The sequence below is a fragment of the Curvivirga aplysinae genome, assembly GCF_009711445.1.
Taxonomy (GTDB): Bacteria; Pseudomonadota; Alphaproteobacteria; order UBA8366; family Aestuariispiraceae; genus Curvivirga; species Curvivirga aplysinae.
Genome location: NZ_SMMC01000208.1, coordinates 31248 through 53208, shown reverse-complemented (window position 1 = coordinate 53208; position 21961 = coordinate 31248). Strand labels below are relative to the sequence as shown.

Sequence of the window (21961 nt, the reverse complement as noted above, 5' to 3'; positions counted from 1 at the left end):
TAAAAAAAATATTAAGGAATTTAGCAATGGAAATCGGGCAAGAACAATATTACTCCCTTCGTTTTCCGGATAATATCTTTGATCAAGGATTATTAAAATCAACACATGAAGAGATGCTCAATGCGCTTCGTGATGTGGCGGAAAAAGGGGCCGGTGCCTTATCTGTTCTGGATGAAGAAGGGTGTGCGTTATTATTAGAAGAAGCACGTAAACTATCTTTTCGTAGTTGTTTGAATACCATTGGTGCTGGTGAGAAAGCGGTTACTCAGGATTTTAAAATATCATTGAATTTTCCTGATGAAACACGTCTTGACGAATTTTCTGCTGCTTTTGAACGCCAGTTAAATGAGGCATTCGCTGAATTAACTGAATGTCCGGTTCGACTCCCTTATCATTTTAATGACCGGGCTATGTTAATTTATGAGGAAGGGTCCACCGGGATTTCACCTCATAAGGATCATAAATGCTTTGAAGGTGTAGTCGCAATTTTGACCCTTACAGGAAGTGCAGATTTTTACATTTGTGATGATCGTGATAAGCAGAATAGTATTTTACTGCCAGCGCGATCGGGTGTGATGATTATGATGCGTGGAGCAAATTATTTGGGCATGGATCGCCCTTTTCATTATGTAGAAAATATCACTAAAGAAAGATATGGGTTTGGGTTACGGTTTAACGCAAAAGAAGTAGACGCACCTAAGTCTTTATTATTACAAAGATAGTATTATGAAGCAGACACATTGCCGATTTTATCTTTTGCCTAATTATTCATTATTGGCTTTAACGTCGGCGGTGGAAGCTTTAAGGGTGGCTAATAAAAAAGCAAATTCTGATTTATATTCTTGGGAACTGGTCTCAAATCATGGTGGTTTATTCGCCTCTTCCGGTGGTGTGGAACTTTTCACTATTGCGATAAGTAAAATCGATAAAGATCAGAAACTGGATCGTTTTATCATCTGTGGCGGAGATGGATCGGAACATTTATCCGATGAAATCACATTGAATTTTGTCAGGCATCAGACAAGGCAGTCCTTTATGGCTGGGGCAATTTCTGATGGATCATATCTAGCCGCGAAGGCGGGGGTTTTTGATGGTTATAGATCCACGATTCACTGGGAATGCCATGATGGATATGTGGAACAAAACCCGGATTTAGAAGTAACCCGACAAATTTATGAAATAGACCGGGAACGTTTTTCTTGTGCAGGTGGTTCTGCTGCATTTGACTTGTTTCTCAAATTGGTGGAGATGGATCATGGGCGCCATTTAAGTCTTGAAATCGCTGAAAACTCAGTGGTAGCCGATATTCGGTCAGAAGGCAGTCGCCAGCGTATGAATCCATCATATAAATTTGCGGCAGCCAATCCACATATAGGAAATGTGATTGATAAGATGGAGCGTCATCTGGAAAATCCACTATCTATTCAAGTTTTGGCAGATGAGGAAGGCATTTCCGTAAGACAACTCGGGCGGATTTTCCATCAATATGTTGGGGATAGCCCCATACAGTTTTATATGGAGCTTCGTATCCGCCGCGCAGCGAAACTGTTGCGACAAACAACGATGTCTATTGATGAAGTTTCTATTGCTTGCGGTTTTGCCTCAAGTTCTCACTTAGCCAAGAATTTCAAAAAAATCTGGAAAGTTTCCCCACGCGAATATCGTATAGAATGATGTCCGATAGTTTTCTTTATATGTCTGAAATGTTGTGGTGAAGCTGTGCGCATATCCTTAAGTTTTACATAGATTAATGAATGTAAAACTTAAGGAAATAACAATTATGGCAATGCCGACAAGTTCCAAATATGTGATTATCGGTGCGGGTATTCACGGTCTTTCTACAGCCTGGCATTTGGCTGAAAAACTAAAAGCATCTGGCAAAGGCAGCGGCGAAGATATCGTTGTTCTTGATAAAAGTGGTATTGCGGCAGGTGCTTCTGGTATTGCTTGTGGTGTGGTGCGTAACAACTATTTCCAACCAGCAATGCGCGAATTGATGGCGCATTCTGTAAATGTCTGGGAAGAAAATGCAGAGGCATTTTCTTATAACGCTGTTGGCTATATGCAAATTAGCCCTGAATCCATGCATGAAGATTGTGCAGAAATCCATCGTCAGCAGCAAGATATCGGTTATGAATCTGACTTCATCGAAGGTAAAGATGAATGCATGTCTTATATGAAGAATATCTTCAGCGATTGGCAGGCTAAAGGCATCACTAACATCTTGCATGAGAAAAAAGGTGGGTATGCAAATAATACGAAAGCGATTTATGGCTTAGCTGAAAAAGCTGAAGGCAATGGCGTTCGCATCATCACTGGCGTGACGGTAACTGGTTTCGATTCTGATAATGGCTCTTCCGCAATTAAAGGCGTTGTGACAGATAAAGGCACAATCGAATGTGACGAAGTTATTATTGGTGCAGGGCCATGGGCAAAAACATTCTGGGATATGCTGGAATTACCAAAATCCGTAAATATCAAGGCTCAGGACGGTACAATTCATAAAGATATTGATATGTGGCGTTACTGGGCGCTTGAAGAGGGCGTATTGGGTGTTGAGCCTGATTTCTTAATGGATAATGATGGCAAGATGCCACCAGTTATTCACGTGGATACAGATGAACCGTTGATCTCTGACGTTGATGGCTCTGTCATTACGGATAAAATGTGGGGTATCTATTACAAACCTGATTTCCATTTCAATGGTGTGCAAGGTGGTGCGATGCCATATGAGGTGAAAACACCAGCCGATAAAATTGAAATTGACCCTTATGGCCCGGACTCGCCAGAATTCATTGTAGATGACAATTTTGCGCATTTCTGGACATCTGCTTTGGCATTCTGTCAGAAACGTTTTGAGGGGCAGGTTGTTAAATATCGTAATGAACCCTCAGGTGGTTTAGGATGTTTCACGCCGGATAGCTTCCCTGTGTTCGATAAATTCCGTGAAAATGTGACATTCATCGCAGATTCCAATCATGGATATAAAATGATTGGTGTTGGTGAATTGATCGCCCGCGAAGTATTGGGTGAAAAGACATCCTTGTTGGAGCCATTCCGCTTAAGTCGTTATGAGGCAGGAAAGCTTCATCCAGTAAGTAATTCGCCATTCCCTTGGAGCTAGTCTTTGGGTTTAAGTTTTGGCCCTGAATAGTTCGGGGCCTTTTCTTAGATTTGATGCTAATTAATTAATTTTCCGAGAAGGAAGTTTTTACTAGAAGGTAAGAATTGAGTTTTACTTCAGTTAAACAGAAATTAGGTACAGTTTATTTCAATTGAATTGTTGGTTCGACTAGAATTTAATTCCACAAGTATTTCTGTTTTGCAGATTATTGTGAGGCAGATCGTTAATTTAGGAATGTAAAAATGCGATATTCAGGTTTTTCGGTCATACGAGAAGCATTACGCGGAAATAAAGGATGGAAGCCAGTTTGGCGTGATCCAGAGCCTCAATCCGAATATGACATCATTATTGTCGGTGGCGGCGGTCATGGTTTGGCGACCGCTTATTATCTGGCAAAGGAATTTGGTGAGAAGAAAATAGCTGTTCTTGAAAAAGGCTGGCTTGGTTCCGGTAATATTGGTCGAAATACTACGATTGTACGTTCCAACTATATGTTGGAAGGCAATGAACCTTTCTATGAGTTTTCCATGAAATTATGGGAAAACCTGGAACAGGATTTCAACTATAATGCCATGATGTCTCAACGTGGGATCTTGAACCTTTGTCATACGGATGGTCAACGAGATGCTTTCCGTCGACGTGGTAATGCCATGTTACTTATGGGCGCAGATGCGGAATTGCTGACGAATGAGCAAATTCGTGAGATGTGTCCTTTCCTGAATTTTGATGATGCACGTTTCCCTATCAAAGGGGGCTTGCTTCAACGTCGTGCCGGTACAGCACGTCATGATGGCGTGGCTTGGGGCTATGCACGTGGTGCAGACATGCGCGGTGTGGATTTGGTTCAAAACTGTGACGTAACAGGTTTTGTGATTGAAAACGGCGTTTGCAAAGGCGTAGAAACGTCTCGTGGTACTATCAATGCAAAAAAGGTCGGCGTTGCTGTGGCCGGGTCATCTGGTCGTGTGATGGAAAAGGCAGGTATGAGGTTACCGATTGAAAGCCACGTATTACAGGCTTTTGTATCTGAAGGCCTCAAGCCAACAATCCCGGGCGTGATTACTTTTGGTGCCGGACATTTTTACGTCAGCCAATCAGATAAAGGTGGTTTGGTTTTTGGGGGGGATATTGATGGCTATAACACCTATGCCCAACGCGGAAACTTGCCAGTAATCGAAGATGTTTGTGAGGGCGGGATTGCCTTAATGCCAATGATTGGTCGCGCAAAGTTATTACGAAGCTGGGGCGGAATAATGGACATGTCTATGGATGGATCACCATTCATTGATAAGACTCATATTGAAGGGCTCTATTTGAATGCAGGTTGGTGTTATGGCGGCTTTAAGGCCACACCTGCATCCGGCTATTGTTTTGCACATTTGTTGTCAAAGGATGAACCGCATAAGGTCGCGACAGCTTATCGATTAGACCGTTTTAAAACGGGTCATATCATTGATGAAAAGGGCGTCGGCGCCCAGCCGAATTTGCATTAAAGGAGGAATAGGACATGATTATTAACCATCCTCTTTTAGGGCCACGTGATGCACAGGAATTTACCTATCTAGGTGATGCTAGCATGATCCATCGCCCTCACTGGCAGGCAGAAGACGCCATAGATCAGTTTCATGACTATACCTATCTAAGGGACAATCCAGCCGGTTCACATCGGGAATTATGGTTCCATGAACAAGGTGACCGTAGTTGGTTAGTTGTGACACGAAATACACTGACACATGAGATTGAAAAAGTTGAATTGGCAAGTGATGTTGCGAAAGCCGAAGGACGAAGCCGATGACCAAAGATTTTCGCATTAAAGGCGGTGTTGTAAATCGCGATAAGAAGCTGAACTTTCGTTTTGAAGGTAAAGCCTATGAAGGCTATGAGGGCGACACGCTGGCGTCTGCATTACTCGCCAATGGGGAGCGGGTTCTTGCACGTAGTTTTAAATATCATCGCCCACGTGGTGTTTTCTCTGCAGGATCAGAAGAACCAAATGCACTGGTGACTTTACGTGAAGGGGCTTATCAGGAACCTAATGTCAGAGCCACAGTGACTGAGTTGTATGAAGGGTTGGTTGCAAAAGGACAGAATTACCGTGGCTGTTTAAAACATGATTTAATGGCAATTAATGACCTGATGTCACCTTTCCTATCGGCAGGCTTTTATTACAAAACCTTTATGTGGCCTGCTGTTTTTTGGGAAAAGCTGTATGAGCCAATTATTCGTAAAGCAGCAGGACTTGGTGAGTTGTCCATGCTGGAAGATCCGGATGCTTATGACAAAGGTTTTTTACATTGTGATCTTTTAATGATCGGTTCTGGACCAAGTGGTTTAATGGCAGCATTAGCAGCTGGTCGTGCAGGCTTACATGTGATCTTGACGGATGAAGATTTTAGAATGGGTGGTCGTTTAAATGCGGAAACTCAGGAAGTCGATGGCAAGGCAGGGCATGTTTGGGCTGAAGAGGTTTTATCAGAACTAGAAGGCATGAAAAATGTACGCCTTCTTTCGCGCACAACTGTTTATGGCGCATTTGACCATGGTATCTTTGGGGCGCTTGAACGTGTTAGCGATCACAAAAAGGAAGGTTCTGGTGACGTAAGGCAAATCTTGTGGCGTATTTATTCTAAGCGTAGCATCTTAGCTGCTGGTGCTATTGAACGTTCTATCGCCTTTGGGAATAACGATCGTCCGGGTATTATGATGGCGGGCGCAGCGCGTGCATATGCTAATCGTTACGGGGTTGCGTTGGGGCAAAATATTTCCGTCTTCACCAACAATGATGATGGATGGCAAACAACACGTGATCTTCATGCCAAAGGGGTAAATGTCGCAGCCATTATTGATAGTCGATCTTCGACAAGTCAAACTGCGCCTTCGGGTGTGGAAACTATTATGAATACGGCGGTAATGGATACGAAAGGTCGTCATGGCTTAAACTCAATCACGTTGACTAATGGTCGAACCATAAAAACAGATGGTCTGGCTGTATCCGGCGGTTGGTCGCCAGCCGTTCATCTGACCTGCCATCAACGTGGCCGCCCCGCGTGGAATGAAGATCTAGCGGCATTTTTACCCGGCGGCGATCTACCAGTGGGCATGTCTGTGGTTGGTTCTGCCAACGGCACGATGACTTTAAGCGCATGTTTGAATGAAGGTTTAAATATTGCAAATAAGGTTATTGAAGAATTAGGCGCGAAGCCATCCGATTTATCTGTACCAAAAGCAGAAGACGAAACTTTCGCTACCTCGGCTTTCTGGCATGTGAAGGAAAGTAAAAAACGGGCTTGGGTCGATCTACAAAATGATGTGACTGCCAAAGATGTGAAACTTTCTCATCAAGAAGGGTTTCGTGCGGTGGAGCATCTAAAGCGTTACACAACATTAGGCATGGCTACGGACCAAGGCAAAACTTCCAATATGCTTGGATTGGCCATCATGGCAGAAGCTTCGGGAAAAACTATTCCTGAGGTCGGAACAACAATGTTCCGTCCACCATATAGTCCTGTATCCTTATCAGCTCTGGCGGGCCGTAGTCGCGGTAAGGAGTTCCGACCGACGCGTTTGACACCTTCTCATCAATGGGCCGAAGAACAAGGAGCGGTTTTTGTTGAGGCTGGCGCATGGTTGCGCGCGCAATGGTATCCTAAAGACGGTGAAACCCATTGGCGGGAATCGGTTAATCGTGAAGCAAAAGCGGTTCGTGAATCTGTCGGGCTTTGTGATGTATCTACGCTAGGTAAGATTGATGTCCAAGGAAGTGATACAGCTGAATTCTTGAATCGTATTTATGCCAATGGCTTTGTAAAATTGCCTGTTGGTAAGACGCGTTACGGTATCATGCTTCGCGAAGATGGCATGGTGATGGATGATGGGACAACTGCCAGATTGGCTGAAAATCATTTCTTAATGACCACAACTACAGCCAATGCCGTGGGCGTATTTCGTCATATGGAATTCTGTAAACAATGCTTATGGCCTGATTTGGATGTTCAACTGATTTCAGCGACAGAACAATATGCGCAATTTGCAGTGGCTGGCCCTAATTCTAGAAAAGTCTTGGAAAAGATCGTTGATAAGGAATGTGATATTTCCAATGACGCCTTTCCATTCATGGCATGCGGCGATATCACTGTATGTGGCGGCATTAAGGCACGTTTGTTCCGTATCTCTTTCTCTGGCGAATTAGCATATGAAATCGCGGTGCCAGCCAGATATGGGGATAGCCTTGTACGTGTGCTTATGGATGCTGGTAAGGAGTTTAATATTACGCCTTATGGTACCGAGGCTTTGAACGTTTTACGGATTGAAAAAGGTCATGCCACAGGCAATGAACTTAATGGTCAATCCACCGCTTTAAATCTTGGTATGGATCGTATGGTATCTCGCAAAAAAGATTTTATAGGAAATGTTCTCTATCAACGAGAAAATCTAGTGCGAGAAGATGCTTTAAAACTTGTTGGCTTTAAATCTGTTTCGCCAAATCAGGAGTTATTAGCAGGAAGCCATTTTATCGGCGTTGATAAAAATAATGTTCAGGAAAACGATCAAGGTTGGATGACCTCTGTATGTTATTCACCTAACTTAGAGAGTTTTATTGGCCTAGGATATATCAAATCAGGAGATAGCCGTATGGGTGAACGCGTACGGGCTGTTGATCTGTTGAGCAAGACTGAAACTCTTGTTGAGATTGTTAGTCCTCATTTTGTTGATCCAGAAGGGAGCCGTCTTCGTGACTGAGTATATACTTAATGCACAAACACCTCTAAATGGCTTTTCTTTGGAAAAGGATGGGGTTTCATTTAAAGAAGTTTCTCTTGCAGGGATGATTTCCATCGCACCGTTAACGGGACAAGAAGAAGCACTAAATAATGCTTTAAAAGATAGTTTTGGTCTCGGTCTACCCAAAGTAAATAAAAAAGCATCTTCAAATTCTGCATCCATTTATTGTGTTGCGAAAGATCAGTTCTTTCTTGAAGTAGCAGAGGAGAAAACCCAGGAGCTCACAGATTTTCTGAAATATAACGCCTCTTTGGCAGCTATGACGGATCAAACGGATAGCTGGGTAAATGTGGAAGCGTCCGGTCCTAATGTGATTGGGAAATTTGAACGTTTATCAATGCTAGATATTCATCCTGATCATTTCGAAGTTGGATCGGTGGCGCGTACAGTTATGGAACATGTCGGCGTTATATTTAGTCGCGAAGCTAATCAATCTAATGGTGATATGACTTATCGAGTGATGGCAGCAAGATCATTTGCGAAATCGTTGGAGCATGCTTTATCAATTTAACTGCAGTTATAAGAAGCCCTCATAATGTTTATGTGGGCTTCTTGTTAGTTCTGATTGATTAAGTAATCTATAAAATCTTTGCGATAAAGAGGACGGCTATGCAGGTATCCTTGCGCAAAATCACATCCCCTTTCTCTAAGAATATCTTCTTGTTCCTGTGTTTCCACACCTTCGGCAACAACTTCGAGCTTTAAGCTCTTTGCCATATTTAGAATCGAATCGACCAAAGCCATGTTTTCTTCATCAGTTTCCATATCTTGAATGAAGGCTTTATCAATTTTTAGCTTGGTAATTGGGAATTTCTTTAAGTAACTTAAAGATGAATATCCAGTCCCAAAATCGTCGATGGACAAGCCAACACCTAATTCACGAATTTCTTGAAGCTGCCGCAAAATTTCATCTGTGTCTACGATGAGTAGACGTTCAGTGATTTCCAAGATTAACTTATGTGCAGGTAATCCAGTATTAATCAAAATTTCCTTAACAAGTGTTGGGATATGTTGACGCTGGAATTGGAAGCTGGACATATTGACGGCCACACTAGGCGCATTTGCTCCAAGCTCTTCTATCCATCTCACAGCTTGAATGCAGGCTTTACGTAAAATTAGCTCTCCCATTGGGACAATGAGACCGATTTCTTCGGCTAATGGGATAAACTCGTCCGGGGGGATGAAGCCAAGTTCTGGATGCTCCCATCTTACTAATGCTTCCGCACTTGCTGTATGGTTGTTACTAATATCCGTAATAGGTCAATAGTAAACACGAAATTCATCATTTTCCAAACCATGATGAAGTGCGGCTTCTAGCTGATGTCTTTTCTCTGCCTGTTCGGATAACTCACGGGTATAATAGTGGAAAGCATTACGTCCTTTTTCTTTTGCCATATACATCGCGCTATCTGCATTACGCAATAGCTCAGTAGTAGCTGCAGCATCATCCGGATAGAGTGTTATACCGATACTTGCGGAGATAAAGATTTCATGTCCATCTATGTTATATGGTGTAGATAAGCTTTTTAGAATTCGTTTCACGATTCTTTCCAGATTATACATGTTGACGATGTTTGGAAGGATTGCGGCAAATTCATCCCCACCCAAACGCGCAGCTGTGTCGGTTTTCCGTAATTCGCCCAATAAGCGCTTGGTGACACGTTGCAATAGTAAATCACCGACGGCATGACCAAGGGTGTCATTTACATTTTTAAAACGATCAAGATCGATGAAGAGTAAGGCAACTTGATGATCCTCGCGTTCGGCCCTGTCAATTGCGCGAGAGAAACGGTCGGCAAATAAGTTACGATTTGCCAACCCTGTCAGAGAATCGAAATTCGCTTGTCGAATGATATGTTCTTCATCTTGTTTGCGTTTGGTGATGTCGCTGAACAATGAGACATATCCTTCTAAATTTCCGTCACTGTCATATAAACTCGTAATCGTTAACCATTCTGGATAGACTTCTCCGCTCTTGCGGCGGTTCCAGATCTCACCACCCCAAAAACCTTTCTCATTTAAGCTTTTATACATGTCGACGTAAAAGGCTTGATCTTGATGACCAGAATTAAGAATGGATGGATTTAATCCAATCACATCATTTTGTTTATGTCCTGTGATATCTGTAAAAGCGTTATTTACGGTTAAAATTTTATTTTCTGCGTCTGTAACCATGACGGCCTCAGTCGCGGAGTTAAAAACGGTCGCAGCTAAACGTAACTGCTTTTCATTTTCTTTGCTGCTGGTTGTATCAAACAAGACCCCGATATAATGAGTTAACTCACCTGTTTCATTAAGGACTGGTGAAATACTGGCTGTGACGTAAACCCGTTTGCCGTTTTTGGTTTTATTAATAAATTCTCCTAACCAGGAATCCCCTTTACTTAAATTGCCCCACATTTCTTGATAAACGGATGCCTCTGTTTCGTTACTTCTAAGTAAACGCGGATTTTGATTTACTACTTCATCAAATTCATATCCAAAAACGCGTGTAAATGCAGGGTTTATATAGCGGATGGAACGCTCTGCATTTGTGATGAGTACAGAAACTGGAGATTGGTGTAAGGCTGTGGATAGAAGTTTTACTTGTTCCTTTAGTCTTGTCGATTTTTCGTAGTCTTTTCTTACTCGATAGACCGAAAAGGCAATCAGGGTTGATATTGCACTCAAACCTAAAATAAGCGCTAGATTGAGCTCTAACCATGACCAGAATGTTCCATAATGACATAGGGTAACGACCACTGCGAGAGGGAATTTTTCCAAGAGTTGTATGACGATCGTTTCTTGTTCAAAAATACCTAAATGCAAACTTGTAGATGATTGTTCCGCACCGTCTTTTAACAACTGATTGATTAAGGATTCATTAAGTACATCATTGTTCTGATCTGATGTTCCCAATATAAATTTTGTTTTCTGATTAGGCGCAAACCCATAAACACCAACCTTATCTTCAGGTAAGAATTTTAAATTATCAATGATGTCTATGAAGTAACTTGTATTTAAGGCGGCAATTAATTCGTATTTGGCACCTGTATCATCATTAAAGATAGGAAGTTTTAACGAAAGAGGGATAAGGGACCGTCTTTTATTATTAACTGGTGGATCACCGATAACAGGTAAAAAGCGGCTAAAAATTTGTTCTCCGATTTTTAATGCGTCGTAGGTATCTATCGGCGGTCCTAATTTTATTTGAGAACGATCTATTTCTCTTGAGCGGTTTTTTGCGGAGTCAAAAACCAGTCGATCCTCTTTGAATATAACAATTTGTCTTATATGAGGGGCAAATCCAAGAATACGATTGGTACTTGCCATTAATTCTTGTTCACCGATCAAGCCTATTTCGTAGAGATGCATTTCTTCAGAGACTGCCAGAAGACTGGCTTCTACTGATTCAATAGCGCGGGCATAACTATTTTCGATAATGCCTGCATAAAGGCCTGCATTTGATTTTCTTTCTTGAACGGTTTGCGCAAAGCTCGACCATAATGTGAATATCAATAAGAATATGAAGCTGATAGCAATGATCCAGCTCCAAAAAATAAGAGTTTTTCTTTTTTTGTAATTATTTGAATTGGTTACGATCATATCAATAATAGAGTTATGGTAATAGTCTGCTTTTCTTATGAAAAATATGAAATGGGTGATAGCAGTAGAGGCAGATTAGGACATTGATCTAGAACAAAGCTGATTGAGGATCTATATGTTAACTCATTTTCTGGATTGGCTGTGAGGTTCAAAAATCCTATCAGGAGAAAATAATGCAATCTTTCGTAGCTTTATTAGGTGTCGTTTTGACTTTCGGGATTGTTACTAGTGCACAGGCAGAAACGCGGATAGATATAATTAAAAAAACAAATATTCTAAGGGTCTGCATATGGCCTGAATATTTTGCCATTTCATATAGAAACCCAAGGACTTACGAATTGGAAGGTGTTGATGTAGATATGGCCCGGGAATTGGCTGGTGAATTAAATGTTGAGTTGAATTTTGTTGATAGTTCATTTGCCAAACTTGCCGAGAATATGACGAAGAATGCATGCGATATTTCTATGCATGGTGTTGGTGTAAGGGAAAGTCGTAAACAATTTATGGATTTTTCTACTCCGCATCTCTCTAGTGGTATTTATGCGGTGGGTATGAAGCGTAATAAGCTTATTCAATCCTGGGAAGATATTGACCAAATAGGGAATGTAGTGGTTGTACAGAGGGCAACCTATATGGAACCTGTCATGCGAGATTATCTGAAGAAAGCAGAATTAAGCGTTGTAGAAAGCTTTAAGGCCAGAGAACAGGACGTAGAAGCTGGGCGAGCCGATGTTTTTATGACTGACTATCCTTATGGGCATAGAATGAGTTCGTTGACAAATTGGGCGTTGTTGATGGCACCTGAAGAAAAGCTTGCGGTCACCCCATATGCCTTTGCCTTGCCTAAAGGCGAGCCTGACTGGTTAAAATATGTGAATAATTTTGTTGCAAGTATTAAAGCAGATGGTCGATTAAAGGCTTCTGCGATAAAACATGGTCTATTACCAATCGTTGCGCCTTGATTTTAAAATAGACCAACTCCTAAAAATCGTACCTTTTCTTTTCATATCGTTAAGTGAGAAAGTATTTATGAAACCGATCTTGCGCATCGGGTTAGGCTCGCATTAAAATCGCTTGAATTGAGTGATGTAAGGTAAAGAAATGTTATCGGTATTCCGTTTTTTGATATTGGCCTATACCATACTAGGTGCTGCATCTTTGTCATGGGCGAAGAAAAATGAAGAAGGTGTGGCAGTTATTATTGGTAACAAATCTTACTCAGACCGAATTCCTGAAGTGACTTATGCCCATCGTGATGCTGACGCGATACGATATTATATTCTTAACGTCTTAGGCTATGCTGAAGAAAACGTTATTGACTTGAGAGATGCAACGAAATCCCAATTAGAATCTGCATTTGGAAACTCAAATAGTCATAAAGGACAGATTTGGCAGTATATTGACCCAGCGGGAACATCAGATGTGACCATTTATTATTCCGGACATGGTGTGCCGGGAAGTGATAAGCGCGGTTATCTTTTACCCTCAGATGCAAATCCTGATACTGCGGAAATTAATGGTTACCCAATTGATTTACTTTATGAAAATCTAGGCAAATTAAATACACGTCGTGTTACAATATTACTGGATGCCTGTTTTTCAGGGGATAGTGGTGGAGGAATGTTAATTCGTCATGCTTCGCCAGTCTTTATGGAAAGCGAACTGCCGGAAACAAGTGGTGAAAATATGACTGTCATCACAGCGGCAAGCGGAACGCAATTAGCATCTTGGGATGAAAACGCACAACATGGTTTATTCACGCATCATCTACTGGATGCACTTTATGGTAATGCTGATGATAATACGGATGGTCAGATTACCGCGCTTGAGGTGAAATCATATCTGGATAAGAAAATGACACGGGCTGCCCGTCGTAATTATCGACGTGAGCAAGATGCGAGTTTAAGTGGCGAAGTCTCAGCGATATTGGGATTTCAGATTGATGGAGTGTTTGCTTCACGTCCCTATTTCGATGCCAAGTTGACGCAAGGACATGTCGATAATACTTTGCCATCCGCAGAAATAGAGGTGGAAGAAGTTTCCAAGCATCTATTTGCAATTACAAATGCCAATATCCGTAGTCATCCATCTACACAAGGTAATAAGATTGGCCGGGTTAAAAAAGGTGAACTGGTTATTGTAACCGGAAAAACGGGTAAATGGTATCGGGTGGCGATCGCGAATAGCAGCGATGTTGGATATGTTTATGGCAATTTACTTAGGGAAAAACACTTTCAAGTCTCGGATTTTGAAAGTTTTCAAGAATGTGACGAATGTCCGGAAATGGTGACGCTTCCAAAAGGGAGTTTTATAATGGGAACTGACGACGGCGCAGAGGATGAGGGGCCTGCTCATAAAGTGACGATTGACTATGATTTTGCTGTCAGTCGTTCTGAAATTACGCTGGGTCAGTTTACCTATTTTCTAGAGAAAACGGGCCATACGATGGGGCAAAAATGTTATGCCTCCGAAGGTGGTGAATGGGCGGAGAAAAAAGGTGTTTTTTGGGGAACCCCAAATTACTTTCAAGAACAGAATCATCCAGTTGTATGTGTGAATTGGAATGATGCACAAGCTTATGTTAAATGGTTAAGCGAAAAAACAGGACAAAAATATCGCCTTCTGTCCGAAGCAGAATGGGAATATGCAGCAAAAGGTGGCATGGAAGGGAAATTCTGGTTCGATAACATACCGATGTTGCAATGCATTTATGTAAATGGTGCGGCGGGTGAGACTGATGAGGAAAATCGTCTGCAAGAATGTTCGGATGACTTTAAATATACATCATCGGTGTATCATATGCCTCCAAATCCTTTCGGGCTTTATGCAATGAATGGTAATGTATGGGAGTGGGTGCAGGACTGTAATACAGATAATTATCAAAATGCCCCGATAAATGGTAACGCGGATGAAAGTCATGGTTGCGACCAACGTGCTTTGCGCGGTGGTGGGTTTTTGAACAGCGGGGATGCTTTATCGAATATCAATCGCGGCAGTATCAAGCCGGATCGTCGTGACTTTGATACAGGCTTTAGGATCGCACTTAGCTTAAATTAAGCTTTAGGTATAAGAGAGAATTAGTAGAACTAATCCTCTCTTAATAAAGTCAGTGGAACTATATCTCACTGATTTGATAGGTGGAAGTCGCTAGCCATTCAGGATTAATTTCAACTCCCCAACCGGGCTCATCAGTAACAGTCGCTTTACCATCTATAATTTGATATGGATCTTTTACAAAAAGCTCTTGTTGCCATGGATAATATTCCGGCCCTTCGATAGAGAATTCCAGATATTTTCCTGCATTTGGTATAGCACGTAATAGATGCATGGTGAATAATGTAACCATGGATAGATTTGCACAATGTGGCGTACATTTATATCCTCGTTCTGCCCCCATCTTGGCCACTTCCATGGTTCTAATCATGCCGCCCATATATAGAATATCTGGTTGGATCACGTTTACTGCCCCCATATCCATCATACGTTTCCAATGTTGGAAATCACAATCCTGTTCACCGCCAGTGACGTCTAGGGATAGGGCTTCGGTGACTTGTTTCGTTTCTTCCATAAGCCAATAAGGGCATGGTTCTTCAAAATGCTCCACACCGTTTGCTTCCAACATATGACCAACTTCGATAGCGCGCTTTGCGGAAAAACCGGAATTACCGTCTACAAGCAGGGAAACATCATCGCCTAACGTTTTACGGACTGTTGGAACAATCTCCTCGGTTCGACCAGGCCATTCATCCACATCTCTTCCGCATTCAGCTCCAACTCTGAATTTGAAAGCATCAAAACCATATTTATCTTTTAGGGCGTTGAGCCGATCAGCTTCATCTTGTGGTGTGATATCGCGACGCATGGAGGATGCATAACTTCTTATAGTTCCGGCAGAGCCACCTAAGAGTTCCGCTACTGGTTTTTCTGCGACTTTACCGCGCCAATCCCAAGCAGCCGTATCCAAACCGGACATGGCACGTAACACATATGAACCCGGATATTTATGTTCATGTTCTGGAATTTTATCGATGACAGTCTCAATATCTTCGATTTCTACACCTAATGCCCATGGTGCAATTTGGCGATGAAAAATCTGGCATGTAATATCGGAATTATATGTGGATACTTGTCCCCAACCTTGTTTACCGTCTTCTGTGGTGAGGCGAACAAAGCCAACAAATTCATTTGTGAATGTTTCTAGTTTGGTAATTTTCATTTTAATCGGCCTTTAAAATTAAATCTGCTGCACGATGGGCGAGCATTAAAACAGGGGCATTTGTGTTCCCTGAAGTCACATTTGGAAAGACGGAAGCATCCACCACACGTAAGCCATCTACACCAAAAACTTTTAAATTTGAATCTGTGACGGATGTTGAAATATCAGACCCCATTTTGCAGGTGGAAACGGGATGGAAGACCGTGCCGGAACGGTTACGGAAATCTTTTAATAGTGATGCATCATCCATTTTACGGAAATCATCATTCATTGGTTCCTTGATCAGCTCTGCCATAGCATCCGTGTTCATAATACGTTGGCAAAGTTTTGCCCCTGCAATGACATCCTGCATATCTTTATTTGTAGAAAGATAGTTAGGTTGAATTAACGGCATATCACTAGGATTAGTGCTGGCAATATCAATGCGGCCTCGACTTGTTGGGCGCGATGGTTGCATGCCAATAATAAATCCGGCGAAAGGATCAGGATTAATGGCAGTTCGCTTTCCCGCAACTTGTGTCGTATAGGTGACTGGGTTGAAATAAAGTTGTTGATCTGGATAGGCGAGAGAGGTATCGCTTTTGAAAAAACCACCACATTGATTCACACTTAATGATAAAGGGCCTTTTCTGGTAAATACATATTGCATACCAGCTAATAACTTACCCCACCACGGAGAAAGAACATTGTTCAATGTAGGTTCTGTAGCTTTGAAATAGTAGTTGATACCAAGGTGATCTTGTAAATTCCCACCAATATTTTCATTGTCCACAAGAACTGGAATATTATGCTGTTTTAATATTCGTGCAGGTCCCAATCCTGATCGTTGCAAAATGACAGGAGAAGCTACTGTTCCTGCTGAAAGGATAACCTCTCTTCGTGCATTTATAATTTGGGGTCGGCCATGTTGACGATAAACCACACCGGCTGCACGTTTGTTTTCAAATTTTATATGATCAACTTCCGCATGGAGAATGATTTTGAGATTTGAGCGGTTCTTAACTGGATGCAAGAAAGCTGTGGAAGAAGAGCTTCGAAAACCATTTTTGGTCGTGATCCGGTATTCGCTGGCACCTTCATACTCATCGCTATTATGGTTTTTTGTCCGGGGGATGCTTAGCTCTTCCGAAGCGTTAAAGAAATGACGACACACTTTGTGAACTTGATCAGAAACATCGGATACATGAATCGGACCATTGCCAGTTTTATTGCCATCTGGACCTACATTTGTTTCGATCGCTTCAAAATGTGGTTTTACATTTTTCCAGCCCCAACCTTTAGCACCGGCTTCTTCCCAATCATTAAAGTCATTAGGTAAACCACGACAATAAACGAGCGCATTAATGGAACTTGATCCGCCCAATGTCTTTCCACGTGGCCAATAATCTGCACGCCCATTTAAACCTTTTTCGGGTTGTGCAGTATACCTCCAGTTCAGTTTGTCATTGTAAAAAGCTTTGCCATATCCCACAGGCATTTTAACCCAAGGGGAAGCGTCTTTGCCGCCTGCTTCCAGGAGAGCAATAGTATATTTGCCATTCTCACTTAACTTATTAGCAAGAATGCATCCGGCAGAACCAGCACCAACAATGATATAATCAAATTCAGTCATGGAAATTTACCTATACCAAAACATTCACGAAATCTTACCTTCTTGAATGCATGCCGACAGGGAAATTTAAAAGCAAAAAAATCTTTGAGATATACCTAAAATATTTTGTCGAAATCCTAAATTGGGGTGGTTTTATTTGTTCTTAATTGACGGTATCCTTGATCTTCAGTTATGAATTTATGAAGTATTTCAATATCATTCTCCATTTCGATAGCTTTTTCTTCACCTGCCACAATATGATCCAGATATATGGGTAAGACGGGCGGGCATCCAATAGCTTTTTTGACCGTCTCAGGGAATTTCGACGGATGAGCCGTTCCCAATACGATTGTGGGAGTGGATGATGTTTTTTTGTTTGTAATTACTGCTTCGACACCGATGGCGGTATGCGGATCAAGAATTTCACCAGTTTGATCGAAGATTTCTTGGATAACTTCAACCGTACGTTCATCACTTACACGATATGCGTCAAACAGAGATTTTGCTTTGGTTAATATCTCTTCAGAAACTTCATATAATCCATTCCTTTTGAAGTCGTTCATAAGTCGCTTAACTTGCTCTCCATCACGATCGAAAAGTTCAAATAAGAGCCTTTCAAAATTACTTGAAATTTGTATGTCCATGCTTGGTGTAAGTGACAGTTTCACATTCCGAGCTTCCATTTTACCAGTTTCGAAGAAGCGCGTGAGAATGTCATTTCGATTTGACCCGATGATTAATTTATTGATCGGCAAGCCCATAGACCGGGCGATATGACCCGCATATACATTTCCAAAGTTACCTGTTGGTACAACAAAATTGATTTTAGTTTCAGGCGTACCCAGATTGAGGCCTGCATAAAAATAGTAGACGACTTGCGCCGCAATACGCGCCCAGTTGATGGAATTTACGGCGGTTACATAACCACTTTCATTAAGCTCTTTGTCGTTGATTAAAGCTTTCACCATTGCCTGACAGTCATCAAAACTGCCATTAATTGCTAGATTGGTGATGTTGTCTGCCTGAACCGTTGTCATTTGTTTGCGTTGAACATCCGACACACGTCCTTTTGGATGTAACATATATAACCTGATGTTCTCACTGTCTTTCAAGGCTTCTATTGCTGCTGATCCAGTATCACCAGATGTTGCCCCGATAATTATTGCCTTTTTGTCTTCTCTATGAAGGGTGTAATCCAAAAGGTGACCTAAAAATTGAAGGGCGAAGTCCTTAAATGCGATTGTGGGGCCGTGAAAAAGCTCCATTAACCAAAGATTGTTATCTAACTGTTTCAGAGGTGCGATTGCATTGTGGTGGAATGAGCCATAAGCATTTTCCACAATCTCTTGAATGACATGTTTGGGGATATGATCACCCAATAGATGCGGCAATAACTCAGATGCCAACTCTTTATAGTTTTTCCCTTTTAAAGCTTGAAGCTCTTCACATGATAGCGTGGGGAGGTTTTGCGGTACATATAAACCGCCATCTTTTGCCATGGCAGATAAAAGAACTTCATCAAAATTCACATCGGAAACACCCCCGCGGGTACTTTCAAAAAGCATAATGCATCGCCTTTATAAATTATCGGAAAAACGAGTTTATTGATGCGAATGCATCCTAGGCATGAAAAGAAATTTGGGGAGCCTCAAAAAAGTAATACCGCATTCAAATTTTAGGAATTTGCTTTGTGTCCAAGTTCAAGCTGTATTGGCTTAAAAGGGTTTTAGTCTGTCTTAAGCACTAAGACCAACAATGATAAAGATAAGTGGAATGAGCATATGTTGGATACAACCAAAGCAGAAACCTCAAATGGACGTGCAGGGCGCAGAGGTGGGCGTCGCGCCGGGCGTGGGGAAGGTAATAATAGTGGCAATCATAAGATTATCCAATCTCCTTGGCGTAATCTGGTCAATGTCTATGATCCCATTAAGGTTGTTTCAGATGAGGCTATTGAACGTATCCATGATGCTTCTATGAAAATCCTTGAAGAAATTGGTATGAATTTCTTATTACCCGAAGCGCGCAGTATCTTGAAAGAGGCGGGCGCAAAGGTGGATGAAACGACAACTCGCGTTAGGATGAGTCGCGAGCTGGTGATGAAATATGTAAATAAGGCACCCTCAGAATTTATCCTGCACGCACGTAATCCAAATCATAATCTTTGTGTTGGCGGGAAAAATGTTAACTTTTCTACCGTCGCTTCTGCACCAAATGCTGGCGACATAGAGGGGGGGCGTCGTTCCGGCAATTACGAAGATTTTATGAAATTTGTAAAACTGGGACAGTATTTTAACACAATCCATTTCTTTGGTGGATATCCTGTTGAACCAACAGATATTGCTCCCTCCATTCGGCATCTGGATTGCTTGCGCGATCTCACTCTCCTAAGCGACAAAGTATACAGCTGCTATTCTCTTGGGGTTGAACGTAACCGTGATGCTTTGGAAATCGCACGTATCGGCCGGGGCGTGTCGCATCAACAATTTGATCAAGAACCAAGCCTGACAACAGTTATTAATGCGAACTCGCCTCTTATTTATGATGAACATATGTTGACGGGTATCATTGAGATGTCCAGACGTAATCAAGTGGTTGTACTAACGCCGTTTACATTAGCAGGTGCCATGTCTCCTGTGACAGTGGCGGGCGCCATTGCCCAGCAAAATGCGGAAGCCTTAGCAGGTATTGCCTTTGCACAAATGGTGCGGGAAGGTGCCCCTGTGGTTTATGGCGGGTTCACATCTAACGTGGATATGAAAACTGGCTCACCTGCATTTGGGACACCTGAATATACCCGCGCGGCCCAAATTAGTGGACAGCTTGCCCGTCATTATGGCGTGCCATTCCGTTCATCCAATGTAAATGCGTCTAATTGTGTTGATGTTCAGGCAACCTATGAATCCCAAATGGCACTTTGGGGCGCAATTATGGGGGGGGCAAACTATCTAATGCATGGTGCCGGGTGGTTAGAAGGTGGCCTATGTGCATCTTTCGAAAAATTTGTGGTGGATGTGGATATGCTTCAACAGATGGCGGAATATCTGCAACCAATTGAGGTTTCCGAAGAGACACTTGCCTTTGAAGCGATGGAAGATGTAGGGCCGGGTGGACATTTCTTTGGCACCGCCCATACACAGGCACGATATAAGAGTGCTTTCTATAGTCCGTTTATGTCTGACTGGCGCAATTTTGAAACATGGCGTGATGCAGGGCGCGTAGATACCACAACCCGTGCAAGTGAAATCTATAAACAAGCTTTGAGTGAGTATGAAAAGCCAGTCATTGATCCGGCAATCGAAGAAGAATTGAATGCCTTTGTGGATCGTCGCAAGGCCGAAGGCGGCGCGCCTTCTGATTTCTAAGCAAACATAAGAACAAAATTAAAGATCGAAAGAATTAAAAAATGAAAACACATACACAAGTGGTCGTGATTGGTGGTGGCGTTGTTGGTTGTAGTGTCCTCTATCATCTAACAAAACTGGGATGGAAAGACGTTGTTTTAGTGGAACGCTCTGAATTAACATCAGGTTCTTCATGGCATGCGGCTGGTGGTTTTCATACGTTGAATGGCGATCCGAATGTGGCAAAACTGCAATCCTATACTATTGAACTTTATAAAGAGATTGAAGAACTTTCTGGTCAATCCTGTGGCGTGCATCTAACCGGTGGTATCATGTTAGCCGGCACCAAGGAACGTATGGATTTCTTGAAATTGGCGCATGCGAAAGGTCGTTACCTTGGCATGGATACAGAATTGATTACTCCGGAAGAAGCCAAAGAAGTGTTTCCATTAATCGACCCCGATCAATTTGAAGGGGCAATGTATGATCCACAAGAAGGCCATTTGGACCCATCCGGCACAACCTATGCCTATGCGGGTGCCGCGAAGAAAAATGGTGCTGAGATTTACTTACGTAACCCTGTCAAAGAACTTCGCTGAAATACTGATGGCAGCTGGGATGTTATTACAGAACAAGGGACCATCCGCACAGAGCATGTGGTTAATGCTGGAGGCCTATGGGCTCGTGAAGTCGGGCGCATGGTTGGCATCGAACTTCCTGTTCTTGCCATGGAACATATGTATCTTTTGACTGACGATATGCCGGAAGTAAAAGAATTCAACGAAAGCACAGGTAAAGAAATTTGCCATGCCATCGATTTTGAAGGCGAGATTTATATGCGTCAGGAACGTGGCGGCATGTTGATGGGGACATATGAACAAGGTGGTATTCCTTGGTCCCCTGTTGATACACCTTGGGATTTCGGTCATGAATTACTGCCACCTGATTTGGATCGTATCAGTGATTCCTTGGCTGTTGGCTTTGAACATTGCCCTCCTTTCGCCGAAGCAGGTATTAAGCAAATTATCAACGGTCCATTCACTTTCGCGCCGGATGGTAACCCATTGATTGGTCCGATCCGTGGCCTGACTAACTATTGGACAGCCTGTGGTGTCATGGCTGGCTTCTCCCAAGGTGGGGGTGTTGGTTTTGCGCTTGCGAATTGGATCATCAACGGAAATCCGGGATTTGATGTCTGGGGCATGGATGTGGCACGTTATGGGGATTGGGCGACCTTGGCATATACAAATGCCAAGGTGCGTGAAAACTACTCCCGACGTTTCCGTATTTCTTATCCAAATGAAGAATTACCCGCAGCC

At 42.4% G+C, this 21961-nt stretch carries 15 protein-coding genes and 1 pseudogene; 11 read left to right on the top strand and 5 right to left on the bottom strand.

Annotated elements, in window-relative coordinates:
- The 7 genes from E1160_RS14595 to E1160_RS14565 form a co-directional block, all read left to right on the top strand.
- A partial coding sequence (locus E1160_RS14595) for a hypothetical protein (protein WP_218048928.1) occupies positions 1 to 722 on the top strand: 722 nt, incomplete at its 5' end.
- 4 nt (positions 723 to 726) lie between these two features.
- Complete coding sequence (locus E1160_RS14590; RefSeq protein ID WP_155156454.1) at positions 727 to 1674, top strand: GlxA family transcriptional regulator; 948 nt, start codon at positions 727 to 729, stop codon at positions 1672 to 1674.
- Between the two features lie 106 nt (positions 1675 to 1780).
- On the top strand, positions 1781 to 3124 hold the full coding sequence (locus E1160_RS14585; RefSeq protein ID WP_155156452.1) for an NAD(P)/FAD-dependent oxidoreductase: 1344 nt from the start codon (positions 1781 to 1783) through the stop codon (positions 3122 to 3124).
- 242 nt (positions 3125 to 3366) lie between these two features.
- Positions 3367 to 4617, top strand: a complete 1251-nt coding sequence (locus E1160_RS14580; RefSeq protein ID WP_155156450.1) for a sarcosine oxidase subunit beta family protein — start codon at positions 3367 to 3369, stop codon at positions 4615 to 4617.
- 14 nt (positions 4618 to 4631) lie between these two features.
- A complete protein-coding gene (locus tag E1160_RS14575) occupies positions 4632 to 4919 on the top strand; it encodes a sarcosine oxidase subunit delta (RefSeq protein WP_155156448.1) in 288 nt (95 codons plus the stop codon).
- A complete protein-coding gene (locus E1160_RS14570; RefSeq protein WP_155156446.1) occupies positions 4916 to 7864 on the top strand; it encodes a sarcosine oxidase subunit alpha family protein in 2949 nt (982 codons plus the stop codon). The genes E1160_RS14575 and E1160_RS14570 overlap by 4 nt, the downstream gene beginning before the upstream one ends.
- Positions 7857 to 8417, top strand: coding sequence for a sarcosine oxidase subunit gamma (locus E1160_RS14565; RefSeq protein WP_155156444.1), 561 nt, complete (start codon positions 7857 to 7859; stop codon positions 8415 to 8417). The genes E1160_RS14570 and E1160_RS14565 overlap by 8 nt, the downstream gene beginning before the upstream one ends.
- 44 nt (positions 8418 to 8461) lie before the next feature.
- Here E1160_RS14565 and E1160_RS14560 read toward each other — a convergent pair whose 3' ends face one another.
- Both E1160_RS14560 and E1160_RS14555 read right to left on the bottom strand, forming a co-directional pair.
- Positions 8462 to 9154 (bottom strand): putative bifunctional diguanylate cyclase/phosphodiesterase, encoded by a 693-nt coding sequence (locus E1160_RS14560; protein WP_328597165.1) that lies wholly within the window; start codon positions 9152 to 9154, stop codon positions 8462 to 8464.
- A 12-nt stretch (positions 9155 to 9166) separates the two neighbouring features.
- Complete coding sequence (locus E1160_RS14555; protein ID WP_218048927.1) at positions 9167 to 11404, bottom strand: sensor domain-containing protein; 2238 nt, start codon at positions 11402 to 11404, stop codon at positions 9167 to 9169.
- A 260-nt stretch (positions 11405 to 11664) separates the two neighbouring features.
- Here E1160_RS14555 and E1160_RS14550 point away from each other — a divergent pair, with 260 nt between their 5' ends.
- Positions 11665 to 12453 (top strand): substrate-binding periplasmic protein, encoded by a 789-nt coding sequence (locus E1160_RS14550; RefSeq protein ID WP_155156438.1) that lies wholly within the window; start codon positions 11665 to 11667, stop codon positions 12451 to 12453.
- Between the two features lie 139 nt (positions 12454 to 12592).
- Positions 12593 to 14548, top strand: a complete 1956-nt coding sequence (locus E1160_RS14545; protein WP_155156436.1) for an SUMF1/EgtB/PvdO family nonheme iron enzyme — start codon at positions 12593 to 12595, stop codon at positions 14546 to 14548.
- 58 nt (positions 14549 to 14606) lie between these two features.
- Here the strand turns inward: E1160_RS14545 and E1160_RS14540 are convergent, their stop codons facing one another.
- The 3 genes from E1160_RS14540 to thrC form a co-directional block, all read right to left on the bottom strand.
- Entirely contained in the window at positions 14607 to 15707 is a 1101-nt protein-coding gene (locus E1160_RS14540) for a mandelate racemase/muconate lactonizing enzyme family protein (protein ID WP_155156434.1), read from the bottom strand.
- Between the two features lies 1 nt (position 15708).
- The gene (locus tag E1160_RS14535; protein WP_155156433.1) at positions 15709 to 17319 is read right to left on the bottom strand and encodes a GMC family oxidoreductase; all 1611 of its coding nucleotides are present in this window, start codon (positions 17317 to 17319) and stop codon (positions 15709 to 15711) included.
- A 116-nt stretch (positions 17320 to 17435) separates the two neighbouring features.
- Positions 17436 to 18863, bottom strand: a complete 1428-nt coding sequence (gene thrC / locus E1160_RS14530) for a threonine synthase (RefSeq protein ID WP_155156432.1) — start codon at positions 18861 to 18863, stop codon at positions 17436 to 17438.
- Between the two features lie 216 nt (positions 18864 to 19079).
- Here thrC and E1160_RS14525 point away from each other — a divergent pair, with 216 nt between their 5' ends.
- Entirely contained in the window at positions 19080 to 20663 is a 1584-nt protein-coding gene (locus tag E1160_RS14525; protein WP_155156431.1) for a trimethylamine methyltransferase family protein, read from the top strand.
- 41 nt (positions 20664 to 20704) lie between these two features.
- Positions 20705 to 21958: pseudogene (locus tag E1160_RS17325) on the top strand (FAD-dependent oxidoreductase); the annotation flags it as partial.
- Between the last annotated feature and the right edge of the window lie 3 nt (positions 21959 to 21961).

What these genes read in the sequence shown, in the direction of transcription:
- E1160_RS14540 (WP_155156434.1), bottom strand. Translation starts at nt 15,707, where the DNA reads ATGAAAATTACCAAACTAGAAACATTCACAAATGAATTTGTTGGCTTT.
- E1160_RS14525 (WP_155156431.1), top strand. Translation starts at nt 19,080, where the DNA reads ATGTTGGATACAACCAAAGCAGAAACCTCAAATGGACGTGCAGGGCGC.
- E1160_RS14585 (WP_155156452.1), top strand. Translation starts at nt 1,781, where the DNA reads ATGGCAATGCCGACAAGTTCCAAATATGTGATTATCGGTGCGGGTATT.
- E1160_RS14545 (WP_155156436.1), top strand. Translation starts at nt 12,593, where the DNA reads ATGTTATCGGTATTCCGTTTTTTGATATTGGCCTATACCATACTAGGT.
- thrC (WP_155156432.1), bottom strand. Translation starts at nt 18,863, where the DNA reads ATGCTTTTTGAAAGTACCCGCGGGGGTGTTTCCGATGTGAATTTTGAT.
- E1160_RS14570 (WP_155156446.1), top strand. Translation starts at nt 4,916, where the DNA reads ATGACCAAAGATTTTCGCATTAAAGGCGGTGTTGTAAATCGCGATAAG.
- E1160_RS14550 (WP_155156438.1), top strand. Translation starts at nt 11,665, where the DNA reads ATGCAATCTTTCGTAGCTTTATTAGGTGTCGTTTTGACTTTCGGGATT.
- E1160_RS14580 (WP_155156450.1), top strand. Translation starts at nt 3,367, where the DNA reads ATGCGATATTCAGGTTTTTCGGTCATACGAGAAGCATTACGCGGAAAT.
- E1160_RS14535 (WP_155156433.1), bottom strand. Translation starts at nt 17,319, where the DNA reads ATGACTGAATTTGATTATATCATTGTTGGTGCTGGTTCTGCCGGATGC.
- E1160_RS14590 (WP_155156454.1), top strand. Translation starts at nt 727, where the DNA reads ATGAAGCAGACACATTGCCGATTTTATCTTTTGCCTAATTATTCATTA.
- E1160_RS14575 (WP_155156448.1), top strand. Translation starts at nt 4,632, where the DNA reads ATGATTATTAACCATCCTCTTTTAGGGCCACGTGATGCACAGGAATTT.